We start from the raw sequence: 21,053 nt of genomic DNA on the forward strand, positions 1-21,053 counted from the left end.
CCTGCGGGCAGAGCCGGAACGGTGCCGCTGTGGCACCCGCGCTGACCTGGTCTCGTTCATCTGGACGATCCCCTCTGCCCGCCCGCTTCCCCTGGCGTTTAGACCCGGCATGGTTAAGGCGGCCTTAATGCCTGCCCGTCCCGTCGGGCGGGATCAGATCGTGCGCCCGAGGGGGCCGAGATCGAGGGAGAGCTGGTCGGGCGTGAGGCCGAAGGCCCGGGCCTGCGCGGCGATTGCTTCTTCGGCGCGCATGAGCGTCAGCCCGAGCCGCTCTTCTTCCTGCGGCGTGAGCGACCCCGCTTCCATGCGCCGGATCGCCTGCAGCTCCATCAGCTGGCGCAGGAATTCCATCAGCCCCAGGACGATGCGGGCAAGATCCTCGGCGACCGTATCGGGGTCGAGGTCGAGCGCGGCGCCGGCCTCTATGCGCTCGACCGCTGCCTCGAGCAGCTCGTCGCAGGGCGAGGGGCCAGGGTGAGGGGCGGCGGCTGTCATCCGGGGCATCCTTGGGCAAAGCTGAAGAGCGGCCATGGCCCGGTGACGAGGAGGCGGCCGCTCCCCGTCGGCGGGGCGCCGAGGGCAGAGGCGGCACGCGCGGCCTGGTCGGCGAGCGCGCCCTCCGGCGCGCGGCGCATGCAGACCGAGACGCGCAGCCCGGTGGCGGTGCTCTCGATCGAGGTTGCCTCGGCGGCGAGCCGCTCCACGAGGGCGTACAGCCACGAGCGCGCCGCAGACTGTGCAGACCCGGCCGCCGCGCGTGCCCCGGCGCGGGCGGCGAGCCAGGTGCGGCCCTCGGGCGGGAAGGAAACCGCCCCGGGCGCGGGGCTGTCGTGGCGGCATCGCGGTGGTGGGGTGACAGGCAGGAGCAGCGCCAGCTCGACGTGATCCTGCGCCATGGCGAGCATGCCCTGCAGCGACAGAGCGCAGCGGCGCGCGCGCTCGCGGGCGGTGCGTGGCGCCACTGGCCGGCGCGGCGGCCAAGGGAGGAAGGCGGGTGACATCGCCTGGACCGCCACGCAACCGGCCATGCGCGCGCGGGGGGAGGCGAACGCGTCTCCCGGCACGACCACCAGATCGAGGTCCGGCGCCCCCGCGGCCCGGTGCATGCCCCGGGGAAGCGGCGCGTGGGCGGGAACGATCCCGAGGGAGAGAGCCGGCAGGCCGGTTGCCCCCCGCGCCGCGCCCGGGCGCGCCGCCCGGTCGACGAGCACGCCGCTCATCTCCGCTCGCCCGCGCAGGCTTCGGGGGCGCCGCCGCAGCTCGTGCGCGCCCCGTCGGCATGAGGCCGGTGCCTTGTCCGGCGCATCGTGTCGGGCGAAGCCAGCACCAGGTCGGCGCCGACGAAAACGAGATCGACGCCCGCAACGGTCAGCCAGAGCTCCCCGCGGATCACCACCCCGCGATCGAGCAATCGGTCGACCACGTCGACCAGCCGCGTGTCGCAGGAGGCGAGCGCCGTGTCCGGGGCGACGAAGAGCGGCGCCTGCGTCTCAGCCATGCGCCGCCTCCCCGTGGCCGGCGAAGGAATAGGGGGGCCATGGCCCGGACAGCGCGAGGTCGAGGCCCAGCCCCGCCGCTTCCCGCGCCCCGGCGGCCGCGCACGCGCGCAGCGCATCGACGCCGCTCGCGGGAACGAGCAGGGCGAGATCGACGAGGCGGTCGGTACGCGGCGCTCCCGGCATGGCCTCGCGCGCGAGGCCCGCGGCCTCGGTCGCCAGCCGCTCGGCCATCCGGACCCGCGCGGCAGCGCGCTCGGCCCTCAGATCGCGGCGTCGACGCCCGCGCTCGAGAAAGGCGCGGCCACTGTTGGCGGGCGTGCCTGCCTCTTTGCCGTCCGCCGCGTCCCGGGCACCGGCGGGCAGCGCGGCGCCCGGGCGGAGGGCCAGCCGCAGGCCGTATTCATGCGCCCCGCCGATGCGGGCGAGACCCGCGCGGTAGCGGGCGCCCTCGGCCGCAAGGTGGGTGTGCAGCGCAGCCTCGCCGGAGAAACCGGCCGGAAAGCGCACGGGCAGCACGTCGCCAAGGCGCGCCTGTGCGACGAGAAGGGCGTTGTGGGCGAGCGCGCCGGAGACGGCCTCTTCCTCGGTCTGGGGCATGGCCTCGAGCGGCGTGCAGAGGGCTACGAGCCCGCCGGCGCGCACGCGCAGATGCGGCGCGGCGTCCACCGGGGCTGGAGTGGCGGCGTCGGTGAGCCCGTGCAGGATCAGGGCGGTCATGCAACCTCCGCGATCGGGCCGGCCGTGGCGGCGCGACCGGCCGCCATCGGCAATCCGTCCCGCGCCAATGAGAGCAGCACCGCCTCGCCCGGCGCGGCGGGGGCACGTCCGAGGCGCGCGCAGGCGGCGAGCAGGGTGGCCGCCCGGTCGATCTCGGCGGGGAGCAGGGCGTCCGGCCCTCCGGTGGCCGTGAGTGCCCGCCGTCGAAGCCCGGCGACGGCGGCCGGCGCGACCGGCAGGCCGGGATCTGCGCCGAGGCGGCGGGCCGCGTCGGCGAGATCGTCCGTGCCGACGGTTTCGAGCTGCGCACGCGCGAACGACAGGGCCGGCGAGGGGCCGACAAGACGGATGCGAAGCCCCTCCTTCCAGAGCGCGTCGACCTCCTCGAGGGTGGCTTCGAGCGCGACTCGTTCGGCATGGTCGACCAGCAGCACGAGGTTGGCGAGGCCCCCCTCCGTGTCGGGCAGGCGGATCGCATCGGTTGCGGTCGCCGCGAGTCGGCTGGCGATCTCGTCTCCGAGCCGCCGGGCGAGGGCAGCGACGGCCGCCGCGCGCGCGCCACGGGGCGGCCGTCGTGGCAGCCCGGACAATTCCGGCGCGGCGGCGAAGCGGCGGGCGGCGCGCCGGGCGTCCCATGCGACGACGACCTGAAACTGCGCGCGCCCGCAGAGCCGCTCGACGGCGGCGGCGAGCGCCGGCGCGTTCGCCCGGGCGAAGGTGGAGAGGTCGTCCGGCGGCAGAGTGCCGGGCGCCGCCGGCACTACGGTTCCGAGCGGGGCGAGGGCCTCGAGCCGCTTCTGGCGGACGAGCGCCTTGTGCGCGACAGCCCGGCGAAGGTCGGCGCCGGCCGGCAGTCTGCCGCCGACATTTCCCATCATGGCTGCGGGCGCAGGATCCGCAGCCTCGACCGACAGGGCCGGCCTGCCGCAGGGCAACGTGAAGGGCCGCCCCGCGCAGCCTTCGGGGAGCGCGGTCGTCTCGGCCTCTTCCGCTGCGCTGCCCGGCTCGATCCGCGACAGAGCGAGGAAGGCAACGAGTTCGACGCGGCGGCTCGCGGTCGGTGGGGGGGCTGTCGTCATGGAGCGGTCCGTTCTGGGCTCTGGCGATGGGTGGCCGTGGGGCCGGCGAGAAGGGTGCCGCGAGTGCGCAGCGCCGCGAGCGCGGCGTCGATGTCGGCGGGATGTATGGCGGGGGGCGCCTCCGTGCCGGGGGGATCGACGGCGGCGGGCCGGGCATCGGCTGACGGCCCTGTCTCGGGGGTGGCGGAGTCTTCGCCCTGACGCGCCCCGGCTGCCGGGCGCCAGCGCGACAGGGCACGGCGCGCGGCTTCTGTCATCAGCGCGGCGAGTTCGGCAGGCGAGGCGCCCTCGGTCGCCGCGGCGAGGCGGTCGAGATCCACCTCCGGCGCGAAAGGCCGTCCGCGCGCGTGGACGGCCAGCACCTCGCGCCGCCCGGCGGCGTCGGGCAGGCCCACCGGCACCACGAGGTCGAACCGGCCGGGCCGGGTCAGGGCGGGGTCGAGCGCGTCGGGCCGGTTGGTGGCGGCGATCACCGTGACGCCGGCATTCTCCTCCAGCCCGTCCATCTCGGTAAGCAGTTGCGCCACGATCCGGTCCACGGCAGCGTCGGCTCGCCCGCGGGCAGGCACGAGCGTGTCGATCTCGTCGAAGAAGAGCAGCGACGGCGCGGCGAGGCGGGCGCGGCGAAAGGCACCCGCCAGCGCCCGCTCGGCCTCGCCGAGGAATTGCGAGAGCAACGCGGCAGGGCGCATCGGCAGGAAGTTGACGCCGGCCTCGGCCGCCAGAGCGCGCACCAGCAGCGTCTTGCCCGTGCCGGGCGGGCCGGCCAGCAGGATGCCCCGCGGAGCGGACAGGCGCATCCGGCGCAGCGCGCTGGCGCGGGTCAGCGGCCAGACGACGGCCTCGGTCAGCTGTGCCTTCGCCGCGTCGAGCCCACCGATATCGGCCCAGCGCGGGGGGTGCCCGTCCTGCCCGTCGACGCGCAGCGCGCTGGGCCGGATGCGGCGCCGGGCCGTCTCGAGATCGTCCGGCACGATCTCGAGCGCCTCGGCCGCGACCGCCGCGGTGCCGCCCGCCTGCGTGCGGGCCCGCGCGAGCGCGGCGAGCCCCGCCTCGCGCGCCAGCGCCGCGAGATCGGCGCCCGTGAAACCGTGGCACCGGACGGCGAGCGCGGCGAGATCGACGTCTGCACCGAGAGGGGCGCGCGCGAGGTGCAGTGCCAGGATCTCGGACCGCGCCTCGGGGCCGGGAGGCAGGAACGCGATCTCGCGCTCCAGCCGTCCGGGCCGGCGGAGCGCAGGGTCGAGCGCGTCGGGCAGATTCGTCGCGGCGATCACCACCACCCGGTCGCGCGGGCTGAGCCCGTCGAGCAGGGTCAGGAGCTGGCCGACGACGCGCCGCTCCACCTGTTTCTCGCCCGACAGCCCCTCGCGCATTGGTGCGATCGCGTCGATCTCGTCGAGGAAGACGATGGCCGGCGCCCGACGCGCGGCGGCCTCGAACACCTCGCGCAGCGCGCGCTCGCTCTCGCCGTAATGCTTCGATACGATCTCCGGCCCGGCAAGGTGGAAGAAGGCGGCCTCCGTCCGTTCGGCGATGGCGCGGGCGAGCAGGGTCTTGCCGCTGCCGGGCGGCCCGGTGAAGAGCACGCCGCGCGGCGGATCGAGGCCCAGCCGCTCGAACAGATCGGGCCGGGCGAGCGGCAGTTCGACCATTTCGTGCACCGCGGCGATCTGCGCGTCGAGCCCGGCTATGCCCGGGTAGCGCGGGGCTGTAGCGGGCGAAGCGGCGATGCGGATCGCGGTCGCGGCGCAGACGCGGCCTGCGGGAGAGGGGCCGAGACCCGAGACGCTCAAGCGGTGACGCCCCTCTGATGTGTCCACGGCGACCCGGTCGCCCTCGGTCAGGCACACGTCGGCGAGGGCATCGACGAGCGCGGCCTCCGGCGGCGGTGGACCGTCGGTCAGCAGCCGCGCCTCGGCGAGCGCGGGCAGCGTGGCCGGGGCGAGGCGAACGGGTTCGCCCCAGCGCGCGCCGGCATTCGCGGCGATGGCGGCCTCGGCCCACAGGCGGCTGCCGGCACCGGCCGCTGGCATCACCCGTGCATGGGTGCGCCGGCCGCCGTCGAGCGCGACCGTGTCGCCGGGGCGCAGATCCAGCCGGGCCATGCTCTCGGGCGCCAGCCGCACGAGCCCCCGCCCGGCGTCGGACGAGGGCCCCGGCGCGATCGGAAGAGCGAGGACCAGCCCGCTCGACCCGCCGGCGGGCCCTCCGGCTCTGCTGCGATCGCCCTCGAGGGGGTCGTGCTGCGAAGGGGGGCCGCCGGTCGCGTAGCCGATGCTGTCCTGGGGGGCGCCCTCCTGCGCGGCCGGCGATCCGGCTCGTCGGGACTCTGCCTCGTCGCCGCGTATCCTCCGATCGTGCACATCGGGCCGGTCCGCCGCCGGCGGGCGGCAGCCGAGGCTGCCGGGAGTGGCGGCGACGGTCTGCGGCGCCTCCTGGTCGGCGCGCTCCCGGGCCGCCCAGGGGGCGTCGCCCGGATCGGTGCCGTTCGGGGCCTGTTGAGAGTGGCTGCCGCTGCGGCGGGGCGGGGCGGTCATCGGCCGGCCTCCCGAAGGCGCGCGAGCAGGATCATCTCCGCCTCCTCGAACGTGTCCTCGTCTATCGCACCGGCCTCGAGGTCCTGCTCGAGCGCGCGGAGGGTGCGGCGGATCACGACCGGGTCGTTGACCTCGCGCTCGGCGGCGCCGTGCACCTGACGCGCCACCCATAGCGCGCCGCCGAGCGGGCCGGAGACGGGAAGCGAGACCAGCCGTGCGAGCAGGCCCATCACGCGGCCTCCGCGCCCGGGCGCCTCAGGACAAGATCGACGAAGTGATAGGGCGGCACGGGGCCGACGAGTCGGATCGCGGGGTCCGCGCCCGGGGCGAAGGCGCACGGCTCGATCGCCGCCTGCACCGCCGCTGCGAAGCCCGGCTCGGCAGCGGCGGGCAGCAGGCACTCGGCGCGCAGCACCTCCACATCCTCTTCCGGGGGGCGCAGCACGTGGTCGGTGCAGAGCGGGGCGATGCGTGCGGCGAGCTGGCGCTGGGCCTCCGTGCGCCGGCGGTCGAGCCCCTCGGCGACCAGCCGCCCGAGCTCGATCCGCTCGAAATGGGCGCCGGCACCGCGGCCGCGCAACCGGTCGCGTTCTGCCGCGAGCTCGGGCCGGTCGGCCAGCAGCGCCGCGAGCGCCGCCTCCCGCGGGAACCGGATGCGCAGCCCGATCTCGACCTGGCCCTCGATCCGCGCGAGTTGGGTGTCGATGTCCGCGGCATGCTCGGCGATCATGGCCTCGACATCGGCCATGTCGGACGCGACCAGACCGAAGCGCATGGGCAGCACCGTGGCAGCCGACATCGCCGCCTCGAGCACGCGGGTATGGGCGAGCATGCGGCGCCGTGTCTGAAGGATCTCGCCACATTCATGGGGGGTCGCGATCACCGCCCGGCCGCCGAGACCGAGAAGCGCCGGCCGTTCGCCGCCGAGGCCGGCGACATCCTCGAGGCTGTCGGCGAGGTCGGGGCTGGGCCGCGAGGCCAGACCGTAGAGGTAGAGCCCCGTCCCGTCCAACGCTGCGTGCGGGTCGTGCGACGGCCGGGTCATGCGGGGCCACCGTCGTCGCCGGTGCCGAGAGAGACCTCGAGAACGCCGTTGCGCAGGACGATCTGCATGTCGCCGGGCCGGGCATCGTGCGGAAGCGGATGCTCCAGCGCGTAGCGGCGCGCGCCGCGCGTCTCGACCAAGATCGATCGGTCTTCTTCGCCGATGGCCGCATGCGCGTCCGGCCGTTCGTGCCCCGGCTCGATGCGCACGTCGATCTCGGGCAATGTCACGCCGGGAAGATCGGCGCAGAGAACCCATCGCGGCCCGTCGCGGTAGGCCTCAAGGTGCGGGCGGCGCGGGGGGCTGCCGGCATCGGCGCCGGCGCTGCCCCGGTCCGGGGCGCCTTGCATGGACGCTTCGGGGCCGGCGCCTGGGCTATCGGCCGTCCGGGGCCGGGCCGTCGCGGCAGCGGGGCTGCGGCCGCGTCGGCTGCCCGGATCGTTGACGGGCCGGGCCGGATCGCGGGCGCGGTCGCGGACCGCTCCCGCGTCAAGCCCGCCGAGGCGGACGCGCACCCCCGTCTCGGCCCGTAGCGGCCCTTTGGGCGTCTGGATCTCGTGGGTGCGGCGCACCTCGCCGTCATCGCCCGTCTCGAGGCGCGAGACCGCCTCGTTCAGGGCGTCGCCCAGCTTGCCAAGGAGGCCGCCCAGCCTGAGATCGAGCTCCGACATCGTCTCGTCGAGCTTCTTGCGATTGTCCTCGTCCATCCCCGTCCCCTTATCGTGCTGTGGCGGTGCGCCGGCGCGTCGGCTCCGCCTGTCCCGGCCGCTCCGGTTCAGGCGCTCGCTCCTTCAAGCCGCGCCTCCAGCGCGGCGATCCGGTCGCGCAGGGCCGCGTTCTCCTCCAGTGCATCGTGGGCCGCGCTCGACAGGCGGGGGTCGGTCTCCCACCAGTCGATGCCGAGCTCCTTCGCCTTGTCGACCGTGGCCACCAGCAATCGCAGCCGGATGGTCAGAAGCTCGATGCCGACAAGCGAGACCGAGACATCGCCGGCCACGACGATGCCCTTGTCGAGGATGCGCTCGAGCACGTCGGCGAGACTGTCTCCACCGGCTGCGCCGTGGACGCCGTGCCCGGTCATGCTCCGCCCTCCCGGTCTTCGCGGCGGTAGCGCCGCGCCCGGTCGAAACCGGCCAGCCCGCCGTCGGAGCCGAGATGCACCTCGTAGGACGCGATCAGATCGTTCTCGCCCATGCGCGCCGCGCTCTCGATGACGTCGACCGTGATGCGCCAGCCGCCCGACCCATCGGGTGCCGTAGCGGCGATGCCGTCGACCGGCAGGCCCGTCAGCTCCGACGCGGTCGCGCGGGCCACGGCGATGGCCTCGATTAGCGGCATAGGCGTAGCGGGTTCGGCCGACCATTGCGCCGCCGCGCCGGGCCCTGCCGGAGCGGTCGCGGGAGCGCGCTCGCTGCGGGGGCCGGGCCCACCGGACGCAGGCTGAGCGTCGAGCGAGGCTGTCATCGGCGTTCTCCTTCGTCGGAGAGCCGCGCGACGAGGGCGAGGGCGCGGCGGCGACCGTCCTCCAGCGCCTGGCGCGCGAGAGCGGAGCGGCGATCGAGCTGGGCGATCTCGCGTTCGAGGCGCGCGGCGTCGAACTCGACGCGAACGAGGTCGACCGCCGCCTCGGCACGCGTGCGCGCGGCGCGTCGTGCAACGGCGGGCGGGCGGCGATGCAGGGCTGTGGCGGGCTTTCTCATGGGAGCGACCCTCTTCCGGATGGTGGGGTAGGCGAGATCCCCGCGCCACCGAGACAGGCGGCGACGGCCGCCTCGGTGTCGGAGCGCGACAGGCGCCCGCGCAGCACGTCGGCGCAGATCTGCACGAAGCGCGCATCGCGGCCGTCGGCCGGGATGCCTTGCGCCACGAGGAGGCGCGCGATCAGGATCGCGGTGCGCATCGAGACCGGCATGCCGGCCGCGCCCGGCGCAGCGGCGCTCTCGACGCGGTCGCCTTCCCGCAGCCGCAGCGTGCGCAGGAGGGTCACGACCCGCTCGGCCTGCGGACGGGGGATGCCGGTAGCGGCCGACACGATCCCGGTCTCGGTTTCGGCGGCGTGGGCCGCGAGCTCGAAGGTCACGAGCCGGTCGAGCAGCGCGTCGGGCGCCTCGGCCGTGCCGCGGTAATCGGCGGGGTTCGACGTCAGAATCAGGCGGAAGTCTGGTGCGGCGGCGAGGATGTCGCGCCCGTGCTCCGGGTGATGGATCACCAGAACGCCCTCTTCGAGCACCGAGAGCAGCGCGGCGTTCGCCTCCGGCGGAGCGCGGGTGAACTCGTCGTAGACGAGCGTCTGTCCCAGCCGCATGGCGCTGGCCAGCGGGCCCTCCTGCCAGTCGGCGCGCGTGCGCGTCTCGGTGCGGCGGACGCTGGCAATGTACTTGTCCTCGACGCGAGAGCTGCGAAAGCCCGCCTCGCGGCCGATCAGGTCGTCCGGCGTCATGTGGCTGTGGCCGGTGAGGAACGCGACGGGGCGGCCGAGGGCGTGGGCGACCCGCAGGGCCATGGCCGTCTTGCCGGTGCCCGCGGGACCCTGGAAGCGGACGGCCACACCGGCCCGCAGGTAGGCGATCGCACGGCTCTGCAGCGAATGCAGCTCACCGTCCTCGAAGAAGGGGCGCGACGTGCGGCCCTCCGTCCAGGGGCGCGGCACGGCGATGTTGCTGCCCTCGCCCACCGCGCGCCGCAGCGATATCGCGGCGGGCGACCCTCGCGCGTCGGCGGCGTCATGACCATTCCCGGTCGCAGTCGCGGCCGGTGTCGCATCGTCGGCGATGGGAACGCCCGCGGTGGCGTCGGCGCCGCCTGCCGGTGCGGCGTCGCCCGGTGCCGGCGACGGGCGCTCGCCGGAAGCGGCCGACGGTGCCCTGTCAAGCTCCCGCGCCGCCTGGGGCTCGGGAGCGAATGCGCGGATCGTGTCGTGGGCAAGGGGAGGTGTCACGGCTTCTCCGGTCTTCCTTTTCGTCGTCGCTACCATGTCGGTCGTTTCGGGTCGGTAAACGGCTCCCCAAAGGCCGGCACGATCCGCTCCTGGCATTGCCGGGCGTCGGCGCGGTGCAACGGGGCGCCGTGGCCTTGCGGCATCTGCGGGGTGGGAGGGGACGATCGGGCGAGGAAGGGGGCACGCCGCGCGCTCAGGCGCCCGAAACCGGTGGCGGGGCCGTCAGCCCGTCTGCAAGGCGGTGGAGGTCGATCGCGGGCAGGATGACCCGCCCGGCGCCGCGGCCGAGCTGCACGATCCGCCCACCTCCGTTCTGCCCGTCACGACGCCATTCGGAGGTCTCGATGCCGTCGACCGAGTGGACGCCGAAACCTATGCGGTGCTGGCCCCGCCCCACGAGCAGGACGCGGCCGGCAGCCGCGTCGACCGGCCGGGAGCAGAGGCCGAGATGCGCGGCCAGGTCGACATAGACGACGGGGCCTCCTTCGAGCAGGAAAACGCCCTCCACGCCCGGTGCGGCGGTGGCGGAGGTGGGCGTGACGGCCCCGGGCGGGGTGAGGATGCGCACGATCTGTTCGGCGGGTGCCGCGACGCTGGTGCCCACGTCGAACACGAGGTGCCGCAGCCTTTCCTCGACAACGTCGCTCCGGATCTCGCTGCGGAGGGTGGTGCGCTTCGTTTCCTTCCTGGGGCGGCGCGAGAGGGCGGACAGCTCGACGATGTCGGGGTGGGCGGAGAGCCGCTCCGGGTCGAGGACGAAGATCTGCTCGCCGTCGCCGGCGGTGGAGATCACACCCTTGAACAGGCCCTGCCCGCCAGCGACGGCGGGCGGCACCGGGCGCATTCGCTCGGCCTCGGCAGCGATCATGCGGTTGATCGTGTCCACAGCGAGGCCGATGCGCTCCTCCTCGGATGTGCGCACGAGGACGATCTCGGTCTCGATGGTGTCGGAGGGCGTGCCCAGACCAGTCAGCGCCGCGGTACGCAGCACGGGGATGCGCTGGCGATGATGGGTGATGCTGCCGATGCACATGCCACCCGACAGCGAGTTCTGCTCGATGGCCGATCGGGGCACCGTGGCGTGAACGGCGGTGGCCAGCAGGCCAAAGCTCGCCCCGCCGGCGGAAAATGTCAGAAGCGGCTCGGTGCCGCGGCCCATCTGCTCGGGCCCGATGCGGGTGCGGCCGCCGCCGGTCATGCCCGCTCCGGGCATGGCGGGGCCTTGCCCGCTGCCGGACGCCCCGGCGCCGAGGGGCGGGGGGGCGTGCGGCTCCGCCGGGCCATCGCCAGATGCACCCGCGGCTCGGCCATGACGCTTCGCCGGGGGCGTGTGGCCGCGATCACGGCGCGGCGCGCCGGCGGCGGAGGCGGGCTTGTTCCCACCGTGGTCGACCGCACCGAATCGGGCCGGATCCGCCTCCGGCGGTTCGGTGCCGACCGGAACGGATCCGACCGGGCCGTCTGCAGCAACCGCGCCCGACGCGCCCCGCCGAGACGCCGGGACGGACAGGATGTCGGGGCAGGCGAAGAGGCGTTCGGGGTCGAGCACCGAGATGACTTCGTCGTCGTGCAGCAGGCTGCCCTGCACGATGCGGCTGACGCGGGAAAAGGGAGAGAGCCGGGATGCGTCGTCGGGGCGGGCCGCGGTGCCGCCTCCCTGGGCGGCGCTCGGGCGGTCCTCGTTCGCGAGCCCCTGGATTCGCTGAATGTCGCCGGCGCGCGCCTGGAGAAGACCCTCGATCTCGTCGACGGCGAGCCCGACAAGCCGATGACCGGACCGAAGGATCACCGCGTAGTCCGGCAGTTCGGAGTCCCGGCGCGGCACGCGGTCGGTAAAGGCGCCGAGGTCGAACACGGGCACCAGAAGGCCCCTCAGAGGCAGCGCGCCGAGAAGGCCGGGTGCGGGGTGCAGCAGCGGCCCGAGAGACTTCACCCGGCAGCCTTCGGCGAGATTCGCGATGGGGATTCCGATGCATGCCTGCCCGCACCGGGCGATCCCGAGACGTAACAGGGCGTCCTCTTCGCTTCCCGGCGCGACGGTCTCGTCGGCCACGTCCGGGGGCTGCCGCCCGGCGCCGGCCGGGGTGGCGGAGACATTGCCCGGGCCGGTGCCCGCAGCCCCGGCGCCGGTATCTGCGCTGTCGGGCTGCGCCCCCGTCGTCCCGGACTCGCAAAGACCGGGAGCCGGACCGGAACTCGCGCCGGCGGCGGCCTCGGAGACCCGTGGCGCGGGTCCTGCCGCGCCCCCGGGGTCGTCCGCCGTCGCGGCGACGGCGCCAGGCGCGACCTCGCCGGCGCCTCGCTTCGCCGGGCGCGCCCCGTCCGCCTCCAGGGACTCGGCGCCGCTGTCGCCGCCGCCTCGATCGGTCGTCGCGGCGCTCATCGGCGCGCTGCGCCCTCGAGGTCGGCGACAAGGCCCTCGATGCTGCCCGCTGCCTCGTTCTGCAGCGCCGCGGAACCGGTGAGCGCCTCCAGCTCCTGCAGCGCGGCACCCAGATCGTCGGCGACCGTTCCGAGATCGGCCTCGGTCTCGGCCGATCCGGCGGCCCCGCGTGACAGCTCGCCCGTCGCCCGCTCGATCAGGCGGGTGATCGAGCGCGCCGCCTCGCCGTTGCGCTCGGCCAGCTTGCGCACCTCGTCGGCCACGATGGAGAAGCCGACGCCATGCTCGCCCGCCCGCGCCGCCTCGATCGCGGCGTTGAAGGCGAGCAGGTTGGTCTGCACCGCGATGTCGCCGATCGTCTCGACGACTTCCGACATGTCCGAGGCCGCGCGGCCCGTCGCCTCGAGCACGCCGGCGAGTTCCTTCAGGCGCGCGCGGTTCGACTCGGCGCGGTCGCGCGAGCGTGCGGTGGCGCCGCGGATCTCGCCCGAGCGGGTCTCGATCTCGCTGCGCGCCTGCACGAGCCGCTGCAGCTCGTCGCGCACCGCGTCGGCCTTTTCCGCGGCGAGCCGCTCCAACGCCACGTGGTCGGAGATGTCGGTGGCGAACTTGATGACGCGCACCACCTTGCCGGCGGTGTCGCGGAGCGGGCTGTAGCTGGCCAGGATATGCACGTCGCGGTTGAACCGCCCGACCCGGTGGAAGCGGCCGCGCAGCTGCTCGCCCTTGCCGAGAGCGATCCAGAAGTCGCGGTACTCCTGCGTCTGCACGTAATCGGGGGTGCAGAACATGCTGTGGTGCTGACCGTAGATGTCGCGCCGCGAATAGCCCATGAGCCGCAGGAACTGCTCGTTGGCCTCGACGATGTTGCCGTCGGGGTCGAACTCCACGACGCCGAAGCCGTTGTTGACCGCCGCCCAGCGCGAGTCTGCCTCGGCCCGCGCCAGCACTGCCTTTGTGACGTCGATCGCGACCTGCACCACCCGTGTTGGCTGACCGGCCCGATCGAGGGCCGGGGCGTAGGTGGTGCGCAGCCACACCTCGCGGCCGCCCGACGCGGTGCGGCGGACCTCGCCCGTGACGGCCTCGCCGGTACGCAGCGCCTCCCACATCGCCTTCTGCTCCGCCTCGGGCGTGAAATCGGTGTCGCAGAACATCGAGTGCGGGCGCCCCCGCACCTCGCCGAGCGAATAGCCGAGCGCGTCGAGATATGCCTTGTTGGCGGTGTTCAGCGTGCCGTCGAGCTCGAATTCGGCCATTGGCAGGGCCTGCTCGATCGCGGCGAGGCGGCTGGCCGTGCCCAGAGCCTCCTTCTTGGCGGCGGTCACGTCCTGTGCGACGGCGGCGATACGGGTGACGCGCCCCTCGGCATTGGTCACGGGGGTGTAGCTCATCTGCAGCCAGAGCTCCTGCCCCGAGGGCGCGTAGCGGCGGAACTCGCCCGCCACTTCCTGGCCCGCGATCAGCTTGTCCCAGAACTCGTCGTGCCGGCGCGAGCGGCCGAAGTCGGCGTCGCAGAGCGCGGCGTGCTCCAGGCCCAGCAGCTCTTCCTCGTCGGCGGCGAAGAGCTTGCGGAAGGGCAGGTTGGCTTCGATCAGCTTTCCCGAAAGGTCGAATTCCACCCGGGGGCGCACCCGCTCGAGCGAATCGTGCAGTTCACCCAGCTGCGTGGCGCGCTGCTTGACTTCGGTGATATCGCGGGCCGAGACGATCACCTTCCCGAGCGAGTTGTCGGCACTCAGGACGGGGGCGAGCGTCATGCCCATCCAGCGCGGGCGCCCGGCCTTGGTGAGGTGCTTGACGTCGATCTCGGCGGCGCGACCCTCGGCCAGACCTTCCCAGGCCTCGCGGTAGACGCGGCCGCGGGCGAATTCGGGGTCGACCATCCGGTCGTGCTTCATGCCGATCGCCTCGTCCTGCTCGATGCCGTATAGACCGAGGAAGGCCTCGTTGGCGCGGGTCAGGTGGCCCTCGGCGTCGAACACGGCAACGGCCGTCGCCGCCTCGAGCGCGGCGGCGACCTCGGTCTCGGCGGCGGCCTTCGCCGTGGTGTCGGACACGTCCATCAGGCACTGCACGACGCTGGTCACATGGCCCTCGGGGTTCCGGCGCGGGATGAAGACCGACTGCAGCCAGACCGTCTCTCCCATGCCGGAGACGTGCTCGTGCCGGCCCTCGACGGTGCGCCCCTGGCGCAGTTTCTCCCAGAACTCGGCGTAATCCGGCGACATCGTCACCGAGGAGGGCCAGAGCGTGTCGTGGTGCTTTCCCTCGATCGGGTCGGCGAAGAATTCGAGCGCCATCGTCGCCCGTTCGTTGGCGGCGGTCACGATCCCGTCGGTATCGTACTCGATCACGCCGAGCGCGGGGTCGATCGTCTCCCACAGGCCGGGTGGAGCGGGGGGCGCCGGCGGCGCCTCCGGCAGGGGCAGGGCGGCGACCACCAGGTGGCGCGGCCCCTCCTCGGGGCCGTGAAGCGCGGCACGGAACGCGGCCTCGAGGCGCGCGCCCTCGGTCGAGATCAGGGCGCCAGACCACGCCGTGCGCGACCCCGAGCTCGCCTCCCACCACAGATCGGCCCCCTCCTCGCCGGCGGCCGCGACGAGGTCTGCGAAGGCGCGGCTGGCATCGCCCTCCACCGGCAGGTCCAGCCGCGCCGCCGCGGCGGACGAGGCGCCGGCCAGCGCCCCCGACCCGGCGTCGAAGGCGAGCAGGATGTCGTCGGCGAGAAGCGCCGCGGCGGCCTCTGCCAGCGGCGGCCGAGGCTGTTTCGGTTGCGAGCCCTTCGACGTGGTCATCGGCGCGGATCCTCCGGTCGTGTCCGCGTCCGTCTAGGCGAGAGGGATTAACCGGCGGTTGCACCGGGCAGGAATCGGGAACCATCCGGCTCCCCCGGGTCGGTGCCGATGGCGCGACTGGTCGGAGGTGCGACTTGTCGGAAGACTTCTGGAGCGGGCGATGAGATTCGAACTCACGACCCTTACCTTGGCAAGGTAATGCTCTACCCCTGAGCTACGCCCGCCCCTTGAAGTGCGCGTCTGTTACCCAAGCCGGCTCGGGGCTTCAAGCGAAAAATCGGCGCCCGCCCGACGTGACGCCGCGGGACGACGGGCGCGCTCAGGTCCCCGGCCGCTCCACCCCGAGAGGCGCAGGCACCGCCCGGCCCGCGCCCGATGCGCCGCCAGCGTCGACCGGGAGCCGTTCATGTGACGAGTCCTCATTGCCGCCGGCCTGGTCGCCGGCACCACCACGGCCCAGGCCGCCAGCGTCGGGTTCTCGCTCGAGATCGAAGGCACAGCGAACAACCCGTCTTTCTCGATCTCGGACGACTCCGGGGCCAGCCGGATCCTTGGCGGGCGCGTCGGCATCGGTAACACGGCCTTCAACTTCGACTGCGTTCAGGATCTCCTGTCGCCCGCGGGCGGCACGCTCACCGTCTCGACGCCGGAGGTCGACTCATGCTTTCCGGGCGGGGGGCAGCGACCCGACGAGATCCTGTTCGCCACGACCGGGTTCGACCCCGGCGAGAGCATCAGCTTCACGACCGACATCGACCCAGACTTCACAGACGGGACTGTCAACGATTTCGACGTGCTCCTGAACGGTGGCGTGGTCGAGATCACCTTCGATGGCCTTGCCGCCCCTCTCGTGGCCAACCTCTCCGAGCCGACAGGGCCGGGCAGAACATGGCAGGTGTCGGCCTCGGCGCCCCCCGTCATCCCGCTGCCGCTCCTCGCGGCCGCGCTCGGGGCAGCGGCCTTGCTGCGTCGCCGGGCGGCCGTCCAGGCCCCGCCCCCCTGAGTCCCGCCCCCCTGAGCCGCGCCCCCCTTGAACCGCGCCCCCCCCCCTGGCCGGGCCACCTCAAGCGTGCGGTCCGCGTGATATGGGGCCGCCTGCCGAGCGGGCTGCGCTTGTAGCACGCTCCGGCACCCGCTCCGCCCTCGGGTACACGCCGGCCCTAACCTGGCCCCGGCTTCTTCTTGCTCGAAATATCCCGGGGGGGTCGCCGCGGCAGCGGCGACGGGGGCAGCGCCCCCATCACCGGGTGCGGCCGGGCGAACCGGCCGGGGCTGGGCGCATGCCCGCCTACTCCAGTTCCACCAGGAGGTCCTTGGCGTCGACCTGGTCGCCCGGGCGCACATGGACAGCCTTCACCACCGCGTCGCGCTCGGCATGCAGGCCCGTCTCCATCTTCATCGCCTCGATGGTCACCAGCAGGTCGCCCGAGCGCACCTTCGCTCCCGCCTGCACGGGAACCGCGGCGATGGCCCCGGGCATCGGCGCGCCGACATGGGAGGCATTGCCCGTCTCGGCCTTGGGGCGGGCGACGTGGGTCGCCTTCACCCGCCGGTTCGGCACCCGCACGGTGCGGGGCTGGCCGTTGAGTTCGAAGAAGACGCGCACTTCGCCCTCCTCGTTGGTCTCGCCCACGGTCTGCATCACGATTTCCAGCGTCTTGCCCGGGTCGATCTCGGGCGAGATCGAGTCGCCCGGCGCCATCCCGTAGAAGAAGGTTCGCGTGTCGAGCGTGCGCACCGGCCCGTAATCCTGGTGCTTCAGCGCGTAGTCGGCGAACACCTTGGGATACATCAGGTATCCCGCAAGATCCTCGTCGTCGACCTCCGCGCCGCCCAGCTTTTCCGAGATCTCGGCCCGCCTCGCCTCGAGATCCTCGGGCGGCAGCAGCGCACCGGGCCGCTCGGTGATCGGCGCCTCGTCCTTGAGGATGCGCTTCTGGATCCTCGCGGGCCAGCCGCCCGGGGGCTGGCCGAGATGGCCCTTCATCATCTCGATGACCGAGTCGGGAAACGCGATGTCGCGCGTGCCTTCCTCGATGTCGGCGCGCGTCAGGCCCTGGCTGACCATCATCAGCGCCATGTCGCCCACCACCTTCGACGAGGGTGTGACCTTCACGATATCGCCGAACAACTGGTTCACGTCGGCATAGGCGTGGGCGACCTCGCCCCACCGCTCCTCGAGCCCCATCGAGCGGGCCTGGGCCTTGAGGTTGGTGAACTGCCCGCCCGGCATCTCGTGCAGATAGACTTCGGAGGCCGGCGCCTGCTGGCCGGTCTCGAAGGCGGCGTAGTGGCCGCGCACCTGCTCCCAGTAATTCGAGATCGCGCGCACCGCCTCGATGTCGAGCCCAGTGTCGCGCTCGGCCCGGCGGAGCGCCTCGACGATGGTGCCCAGCGTCGCCTGCGCGGTATTGCCCGACAGCGCGTCCATCGAGCAGTCGACGGCGTCGACGCCCTCGTCGGCGGCTGCGAGGATGGTCGCGCAGGCGATGCCGGCGGTGTCGTGGGTGTGCAGGTGGATGGGCAGGCCCACCTCATCCTTGAGCGCGCGAATCAGCACCTTTGCGCCGCCGGGTTTCAAGAGGCCCGCCATGTCCTTGACGCCGAGGATGTGCGCGCCCGCGTCGCGCAGCGCCTTGCCCGTCTCGACGTAGTATCTCAGGTCGTATTTCGAGCGGTCGGGGTCGAGCAGATCGCCGGTGTAGCAGACCGACCCCTCGCAGACCTTGTTCGCCTCCAGCACGGCGTCCATCGCCACGCGCATGTTCTCGACCCAGTTGAGCGAATCGAACACGCGGAAGACGTCGACCCCGCTCTCGGCGGCCTGGCTGACGAAGAAGCGCACCACGTTGTCGGGGTAGTTGGTGTAGCCCACCCCGTTGGCTCCGCGCAGCAGCATCTGCGTCATGATGTTGGGCATGGTCGCGCGCAGGTCGCGCAGGCGCTGCCACGGGCATTCCTGCAGGAAGCGGTAGGCCACGTCGAACGTCGCGCCGCCCCAGCACTCCACCGAGAAGAGCTGCGGCAGGTTGTGGGCATAGGCGGGGGCGACGCGGATCATGTCGATCGAGCGCATCCGCGTCGCCAGCAGCGACTGGTGGCTGTCGCGCATCGTGGTGTCGGTGATCAGCAGCTGCTTCTGCTCGGCCATCCAGTCGGCAACCGCCTGCGGCCCGAATTCCTCGAGGATGCTGCGCGTGCCGGGGGCTGGCGCCTCGGCCCGATGCGCCGGAGCCTTGGGCGTGCGCAGCTCGGCATGCGGCCGGGGGCGGCCCTCGACCTCGGGGTTCCCGTTCACCGTGACGTCGGCGATGAAGGTGAGGATCTTCGTCGCGCGGTCGCGTCGCGCCTTGAAGTCGAACAGCTCCGGCGTCTCGTCGATGAACTTGGTGTGGTACTCGTTGTTGAGGAATTTCGGGTGCTTGAGCAGGTTCTCGACGAACGAGATATTGGTCGCGACGCCCCGGATGCGGAACTCGCGCAGCGCCCTGTCCATCCGCGCGATGGCGGCCTCGGGCGTGGGCGCCCAGGCGGTGACCTTCTCGAGCAGCGAGTCGTAGTAGCGCGTGATGACCGCGCCGGAATAGGCCGTGCCGCCGTCGAGGCGGATGCCCATGCCGGTGGCGCCGCGATAGGCCGTGATGCGCCCGTAATCGGGGATGAAGTTGTTGGTCGGGTCCTCGGTGGTGATCCGGCACTGGATGGCGTGCCCCGACAGCTCGACGTCGTATTGGCTGGCGGTGCCGGTGGCCTCCACCAGGCTCTTGCCCTCGGCGATCAGGATCTGGGCGCGCACGATGTCGATGCCGGTGACTTCCTCCGTCACCGTGTGCTCGACCTGGATGCGCGGGTTGACCTCGATGAAGTAGAACTCGCCGGTCTCCATATCCATCAGGAACTCGACGGTGCCGGCGCATTCGTAGCCCACATGCTCGGCGATCTTCTTGCCGAGCGCGCAGAGCTGCTCGCGCTGGGCGTGGCTCAGATACGGGGCGGGGGCGCGTTCCACCACCTTCTGGTTGCGGCGCTGCACCGAGCAGTCGCGTTCCCACAGGTGGTAGATGGCGCCGTGGCTGTCGCCGAGGATCTGCACCTCGACGTGCCGGGCACGGGGGATCATCTTCTCCAGATACCCCTCGCCGTTGCCGAAGGCGGCCTCGGCCTCGCGCCGCCCCTCGCGCACCTTGTCGACCAGTTCGTCGGGGCCCATGATCGGCCGCATCCCCCGGCCGCCGCCGCCCCATGACGCCTTGAGCATCAGCGGGTAACCGATCGCCTCTGCCTCGGCGCGGATCGCCTCCATGTCGTCGCCCAGAACCTCGGTCGCGGGGATGACCGGCACCCCGGCCTCTATCGCCACGCGTCGGGCCGATGCCTTGTCGCCCAGCGCGCGCATCGTCTCGGCCTTCGGACCGATGAAGGTGATGCCGGCGTCGCGGCAGGCGTCGACGAAGTGCGGGTTCTCCGAGAGCAGGCCGTAGCCCGGGTGGATCGCGTCGGCGCCCGACTCCTTCGCCACCCGGATCATCTCGTCGATCGACAGATAGGCCTGCACCGGCCCGAGGCCCTCGCCGATCCGGTAGGCCTCGTCGGCCTTGAAGCGGTGCAGGCTGAGCTTGTCCTCCTCGGCGAAGACGGCGACCGTGCGCTTGCCCAGCTCGTTGGCGGCGCGCATCACGCGGATCGCGATCTCGCCGCGGTTGGCGATGAGGATCTTCCTGAACTCGGGCATGGCCCCTCCGGCGCTGTGCGCGACAGGTCTATGGGCTTTCGCGAGACTCGTAAACGCTCGCGTGAGCGCATGTCGCGCCGCAGCATGGTGGGCCACGCCGCCGTGCCGGGGCGCGGTCGGGACGCCGCAGGCACGGGCGGGGTCGGCACGGATGCACGCCGTGGGCGCGGTCAGCGCCCGGCTTCGGCAAGGTGTCCGGGCAGGTCGGCGAGGCGGGCGCAGCCGAGCTGGCACAGGTCGGCCAGCATCTGCTCGCGCAGCACATGCACGGCGTGGGCGGCGCCCTCGGCCCCGAAGGCCGCGAGCCCGTAATGCACCGCCCGGCCGACCATGACGAAATCGGCGCCGAGCGCGCGCGCGCGCAGGATGTCGAGACCCGAGCGGATGCCGCTGTCGTAGATCACCGGCACCTCCGGCCCGAGCGCCGCGCGGATCAGCGGCAACTGGCGGATCGGCGCCGGGCCGCCGTCGAATTGCCGCCCGCCGTGGTTCGACACCCAGATCGCGTCGGCGCCGGCCTCGACGGCCGCGCGCGCGTCGTCGGGGTGCAGGATGCCCTTGACCACCAGCGGCCCCTCCCATGCCTCCCGCAGCGCGCGCAGGTAGTCGATATCGGGGGCGCAGCGCAGCAGGTAGCCGACATGCTCGGTCGAGCCGCGCGCCTGCGCCGTCTGGGCGTAGGGGGCCAGCGTCTCGAGGCTGGGGATGCCGCGGGCGAGTTGCCCCAGAGCCCATCGAGGGCGCCGCGCCGCGTCGAGCACGGTGCGCGGCGTCAGGCGCATCGGGTTCGACAGACGCGCCCGCCGCAGCCGTTCGCGCCGCGAGGGCGCGGGCACGTCGGCCGTCAGCACCAGCGTGTGAAAGCCCGCCTCGCGCGCCCGCCGGCAGAGGTCGTCGCGGATCTCGGGCTGGCCCGGCGGGTAGAGCTGGAACCAGCCCTGTTCGCCGACGCGCCGCCCGACCTTCTCGGGCGTCGAGGCCGACACGGTGGAAAGGGTGTAGGGCACGCCTTCGCGGGCGGCGAGGCGGGCGAGCGTCTCTTCCGCCCCCGGCCAGACGAGGCCCGACATGCCCACGGGCGCGAGGCCGAAGGGCAGGGGGTAGTCGCGGCCCATGAGCCGCGCCGAGAGGTCGGGCTGCGTCACCGCCCGGAGCGCCCGCGGCACGAGGCGTACCGCGTCGAGCGCGGCCTCGGCGCCGTCGCGCGCCGTCTCGTCGCCAACCGCGCTGTGAAGGTACTCCCATGCGAAATGGGGGATGCGGCGCCGTGCTGTGCGCGCGAGGTCCGGGATCGCGGGGTGCGTCTGGTCGAGGCTCATGCA

The 21,053-nt window shown here is 73.2% G+C and carries 18 protein-coding genes, 1 tRNA gene and 3 pseudogenes; 1 reads left to right on the forward strand and 21 read right to left on the reverse strand.

What is annotated here, in order from left to right:
* Nucleotides 1-153: 153 nt before the first annotated feature.
* From DLJ49_RS08765 to DLJ49_RS21745, 19 genes and pseudogenes are all read right to left on the reverse strand, one after another.
* Nucleotides 154-495 (reverse strand): gas vesicle protein K, encoded by a 342-nt coding sequence (locus DLJ49_RS08765; RefSeq protein WP_115393154.1) that lies wholly within the window; start codon nt 493-495, stop codon nt 154-156.
* Nucleotides 492-1,220 (reverse strand): hypothetical protein, encoded by a 729-nt coding sequence (locus tag DLJ49_RS22390; protein WP_115393155.1) that lies wholly within the window; start codon nt 1,218-1,220, stop codon nt 492-494. Before DLJ49_RS22390 ends, DLJ49_RS08765 begins: the two co-directional genes overlap by 4 nt.
* Nucleotides 1,217-1,498, reverse strand: coding sequence for a gas vesicle protein (locus tag DLJ49_RS08775; RefSeq protein ID WP_115393156.1), 282 nt, complete (start codon nt 1,496-1,498; stop codon nt 1,217-1,219). Before DLJ49_RS08775 ends, DLJ49_RS22390 begins: the two co-directional genes overlap by 4 nt.
* Nucleotides 1,491-2,216: a GvpL/GvpF family gas vesicle protein gene (locus DLJ49_RS08780; protein ID WP_115393157.1), complete on the reverse strand. Its 726-nt coding sequence runs from the start codon at nt 2,214-2,216 to the stop codon at nt 1,491-1,493. The genes DLJ49_RS08775 and DLJ49_RS08780 overlap by 8 nt, the downstream gene beginning before the upstream one ends.
* Entirely contained in the window at nt 2,213-3,295 is a 1,083-nt protein-coding gene (locus tag DLJ49_RS08785; protein WP_115393158.1) for a GvpL/GvpF family gas vesicle protein, read from the reverse strand. The genes DLJ49_RS08780 and DLJ49_RS08785 overlap by 4 nt, the downstream gene beginning before the upstream one ends.
* The gene (locus DLJ49_RS08790; protein ID WP_115393159.1) at nt 3,292-5,835 is read right to left on the reverse strand and encodes an AAA family ATPase; all 2,544 of its coding nucleotides are present in this window, start codon (nt 5,833-5,835) and stop codon (nt 3,292-3,294) included. The genes DLJ49_RS08785 and DLJ49_RS08790 overlap by 4 nt, the downstream gene beginning before the upstream one ends.
* Nucleotides 5,832-6,065, reverse strand: a complete 234-nt coding sequence (locus DLJ49_RS08795; RefSeq protein ID WP_115393160.1) for a gas vesicle protein GvpG — start codon at nt 6,063-6,065, stop codon at nt 5,832-5,834. Before DLJ49_RS08795 ends, DLJ49_RS08790 begins: the two co-directional genes overlap by 4 nt.
* Nucleotides 6,065-6,880, reverse strand: coding sequence for a GvpL/GvpF family gas vesicle protein (locus DLJ49_RS08800; RefSeq protein WP_158547429.1), 816 nt, complete (start codon nt 6,878-6,880; stop codon nt 6,065-6,067). Before DLJ49_RS08800 ends, DLJ49_RS08795 begins: the two co-directional genes overlap by 1 nt.
* On the reverse strand, nt 6,877-7,587 hold the full coding sequence (locus DLJ49_RS21730) for an Hsp20/alpha crystallin family protein (RefSeq protein WP_158547430.1): 711 nt from the start codon (nt 7,585-7,587) through the stop codon (nt 6,877-6,879). The genes DLJ49_RS08800 and DLJ49_RS21730 overlap by 4 nt, the downstream gene beginning before the upstream one ends.
* A gap of 209 nt (nt 7,588-7,796) precedes the next feature.
* Nucleotides 7,797-7,961: pseudogene (gvpJ, locus tag DLJ49_RS22850) on the reverse strand (gas vesicle protein GvpJ); the annotation flags it as partial.
* Nucleotides 7,958-8,218, reverse strand: coding sequence for a gas vesicle protein GvpO (gene gvpO / locus DLJ49_RS21735; protein ID WP_158547431.1), 261 nt, complete (start codon nt 8,216-8,218; stop codon nt 7,958-7,960). The pseudogene gvpJ and the gene gvpO, both read right to left, overlap by 4 nt.
* 122 nt (nt 8,219-8,340) lie before the next feature.
* Nucleotides 8,341-8,580 carry a hypothetical protein gene (locus tag DLJ49_RS21740; RefSeq protein ID WP_158547432.1) on the reverse strand — a complete coding sequence of 80 codons (240 nt, stop codon included), beginning with the start codon at nt 8,578-8,580 and terminating at the stop codon, nt 8,341-8,343.
* A complete protein-coding gene (locus tag DLJ49_RS08815) occupies nt 8,577-9,554 on the reverse strand; it encodes an AAA family ATPase (protein ID WP_158547433.1) in 978 nt (325 codons plus the stop codon). The genes DLJ49_RS21740 and DLJ49_RS08815 overlap by 4 nt, the downstream gene beginning before the upstream one ends.
* Before the next feature lie 457 nt (nt 9,555-10,011).
* Nucleotides 10,012-11,016: a chemotaxis protein CheW gene (locus tag DLJ49_RS22395; RefSeq protein WP_233488896.1), complete on the reverse strand. Its 1,005-nt coding sequence runs from the start codon at nt 11,014-11,016 to the stop codon at nt 10,012-10,014.
* A gap of 537 nt (nt 11,017-11,553) precedes the next feature.
* Nucleotides 11,554-12,201 (reverse strand): annotated as a pseudogene (locus DLJ49_RS22855) (chemotaxis protein CheW); the annotation flags it as partial.
* The gene (locus DLJ49_RS22860) at nt 12,198-12,785 is read right to left on the reverse strand and encodes a methyl-accepting chemotaxis protein (RefSeq protein WP_255566600.1); all 588 of its coding nucleotides are present in this window, start codon (nt 12,783-12,785) and stop codon (nt 12,198-12,200) included. The pseudogene DLJ49_RS22855 and the gene DLJ49_RS22860, both read right to left, overlap by 4 nt.
* Nucleotides 12,783-14,999: pseudogene (locus tag DLJ49_RS08825) on the reverse strand (PAS domain-containing protein); the annotation flags it as partial. The gene DLJ49_RS22860 and the pseudogene DLJ49_RS08825, both read right to left, overlap by 3 nt.
* 149 nt (nt 15,000-15,148) lie before the next feature.
* Nucleotides 15,149-15,223, reverse strand: a tRNA-Gly gene (locus DLJ49_RS08830).
* A gap of 376 nt (nt 15,224-15,599) precedes the next feature.
* Nucleotides 15,600-15,752, reverse strand: coding sequence for a hypothetical protein (locus tag DLJ49_RS21745; protein ID WP_158547435.1), 153 nt, complete (start codon nt 15,750-15,752; stop codon nt 15,600-15,602).
* Between the two features lie 40 nt (nt 15,753-15,792).
* Between DLJ49_RS21745 and DLJ49_RS08835 the strand changes: the two genes are divergently transcribed.
* On the forward strand, nt 15,793-16,002 hold the full coding sequence (locus DLJ49_RS08835; protein WP_115393167.1) for a hypothetical protein: 210 nt from the start codon (nt 15,793-15,795) through the stop codon (nt 16,000-16,002).
* Nucleotides 16,003-16,287: 285 nt separating this feature from the next.
* Here DLJ49_RS08835 and DLJ49_RS08840 read toward each other — a convergent pair whose 3' ends face one another.
* Together DLJ49_RS08840 and DLJ49_RS08845 are read right to left on the reverse strand one after the other, a co-directional pair.
* On the reverse strand, nt 16,288-19,731 hold the full coding sequence (locus tag DLJ49_RS08840; RefSeq protein ID WP_115393168.1) for a pyruvate carboxylase: 3,444 nt from the start codon (nt 19,729-19,731) through the stop codon (nt 16,288-16,290).
* A gap of 170 nt (nt 19,732-19,901) precedes the next feature.
* Nucleotides 19,902-21,050 carry an alpha-hydroxy acid oxidase gene (locus DLJ49_RS08845; protein WP_115393169.1) on the reverse strand — a complete coding sequence of 383 codons (1,149 nt, stop codon included), beginning with the start codon at nt 21,048-21,050 and terminating at the stop codon, nt 19,902-19,904.
* Between the last annotated feature and the right edge of the window lie 3 nt (nt 21,051-21,053).

Origin of the sequence: Rhodovulum sp. 12E13 (genome assembly GCF_003340565.1) — a bacterium.
GTDB lineage: Bacteria > Pseudomonadota > Alphaproteobacteria > Rhodobacterales > Rhodobacteraceae > HLUCCA09.

Bases quoted from the DNA above. Each gene is read 5' to 3' on its own strand.
- DLJ49_RS08780 (WP_115393157.1), bottom strand. From the start codon at position 2,216: ATGACCGCCCTGATCCTGCACGGGCTCACCGACGCCGCCACTCCAGCC.
- gvpO (WP_158547431.1), bottom strand. From the start codon at position 8,218: ATGCCGCTAATCGAGGCCATCGCCGTGGCCCGCGCGACCGCGTCGGAG.
- DLJ49_RS22390 (WP_115393155.1), bottom strand. From the start codon at position 1,220: ATGAGCGGCGTGCTCGTCGACCGGGCGGCGCGCCCGGGCGCGGCGCGG.
- DLJ49_RS08765 (WP_115393154.1), bottom strand. From the start codon at position 495: ATGACAGCCGCCGCCCCTCACCCTGGCCCCTCGCCCTGCGACGAGCTG.
- DLJ49_RS21745 (WP_158547435.1), bottom strand. From the start codon at position 15,752: ATGTCGGTCGTGAAGCTGATGCTCTCGCCGGGGTCGAACCCGGTCGTG.
- DLJ49_RS08795 (WP_115393160.1), bottom strand. From the start codon at position 6,065: ATGGGCCTGCTCGCACGGCTGGTCTCGCTTCCCGTCTCCGGCCCGCTC.
- DLJ49_RS21740 (WP_158547432.1), bottom strand. From the start codon at position 8,580: ATGAGAAAGCCCGCCACAGCCCTGCATCGCCGCCCGCCCGCCGTTGCA.
- DLJ49_RS08800 (WP_158547429.1), bottom strand. From the start codon at position 6,880: ATGACCCGGCCGTCGCACGACCCGCACGCAGCGTTGGACGGGACGGGG.
- DLJ49_RS08845 (WP_115393169.1), bottom strand. From the start codon at position 21,050: ATGAGCCTCGACCAGACGCACCCCGCGATCCCGGACCTCGCGCGCACA.
- DLJ49_RS08840 (WP_115393168.1), bottom strand. From the start codon at position 19,731: ATGCCCGAGTTCAGGAAGATCCTCATCGCCAACCGCGGCGAGATCGCG.
- DLJ49_RS08775 (WP_115393156.1), bottom strand. From the start codon at position 1,498: ATGGCTGAGACGCAGGCGCCGCTCTTCGTCGCCCCGGACACGGCGCTC.
- DLJ49_RS21730 (WP_158547430.1), bottom strand. From the start codon at position 7,587: ATGGACGAGGACAATCGCAAGAAGCTCGACGAGACGATGTCGGAGCTC.
- DLJ49_RS08790 (WP_115393159.1), bottom strand. From the start codon at position 5,835: ATGACCGCCCCGCCCCGCCGCAGCGGCAGCCACTCTCAACAGGCCCCG.
- DLJ49_RS08785 (WP_115393158.1), bottom strand. From the start codon at position 3,295: ATGACGACAGCCCCCCCACCGACCGCGAGCCGCCGCGTCGAACTCGTT.
- DLJ49_RS22395 (WP_233488896.1), bottom strand. From the start codon at position 11,016: ATGACCGGCGGCGGCCGCACCCGCATCGGGCCCGAGCAGATGGGCCGC.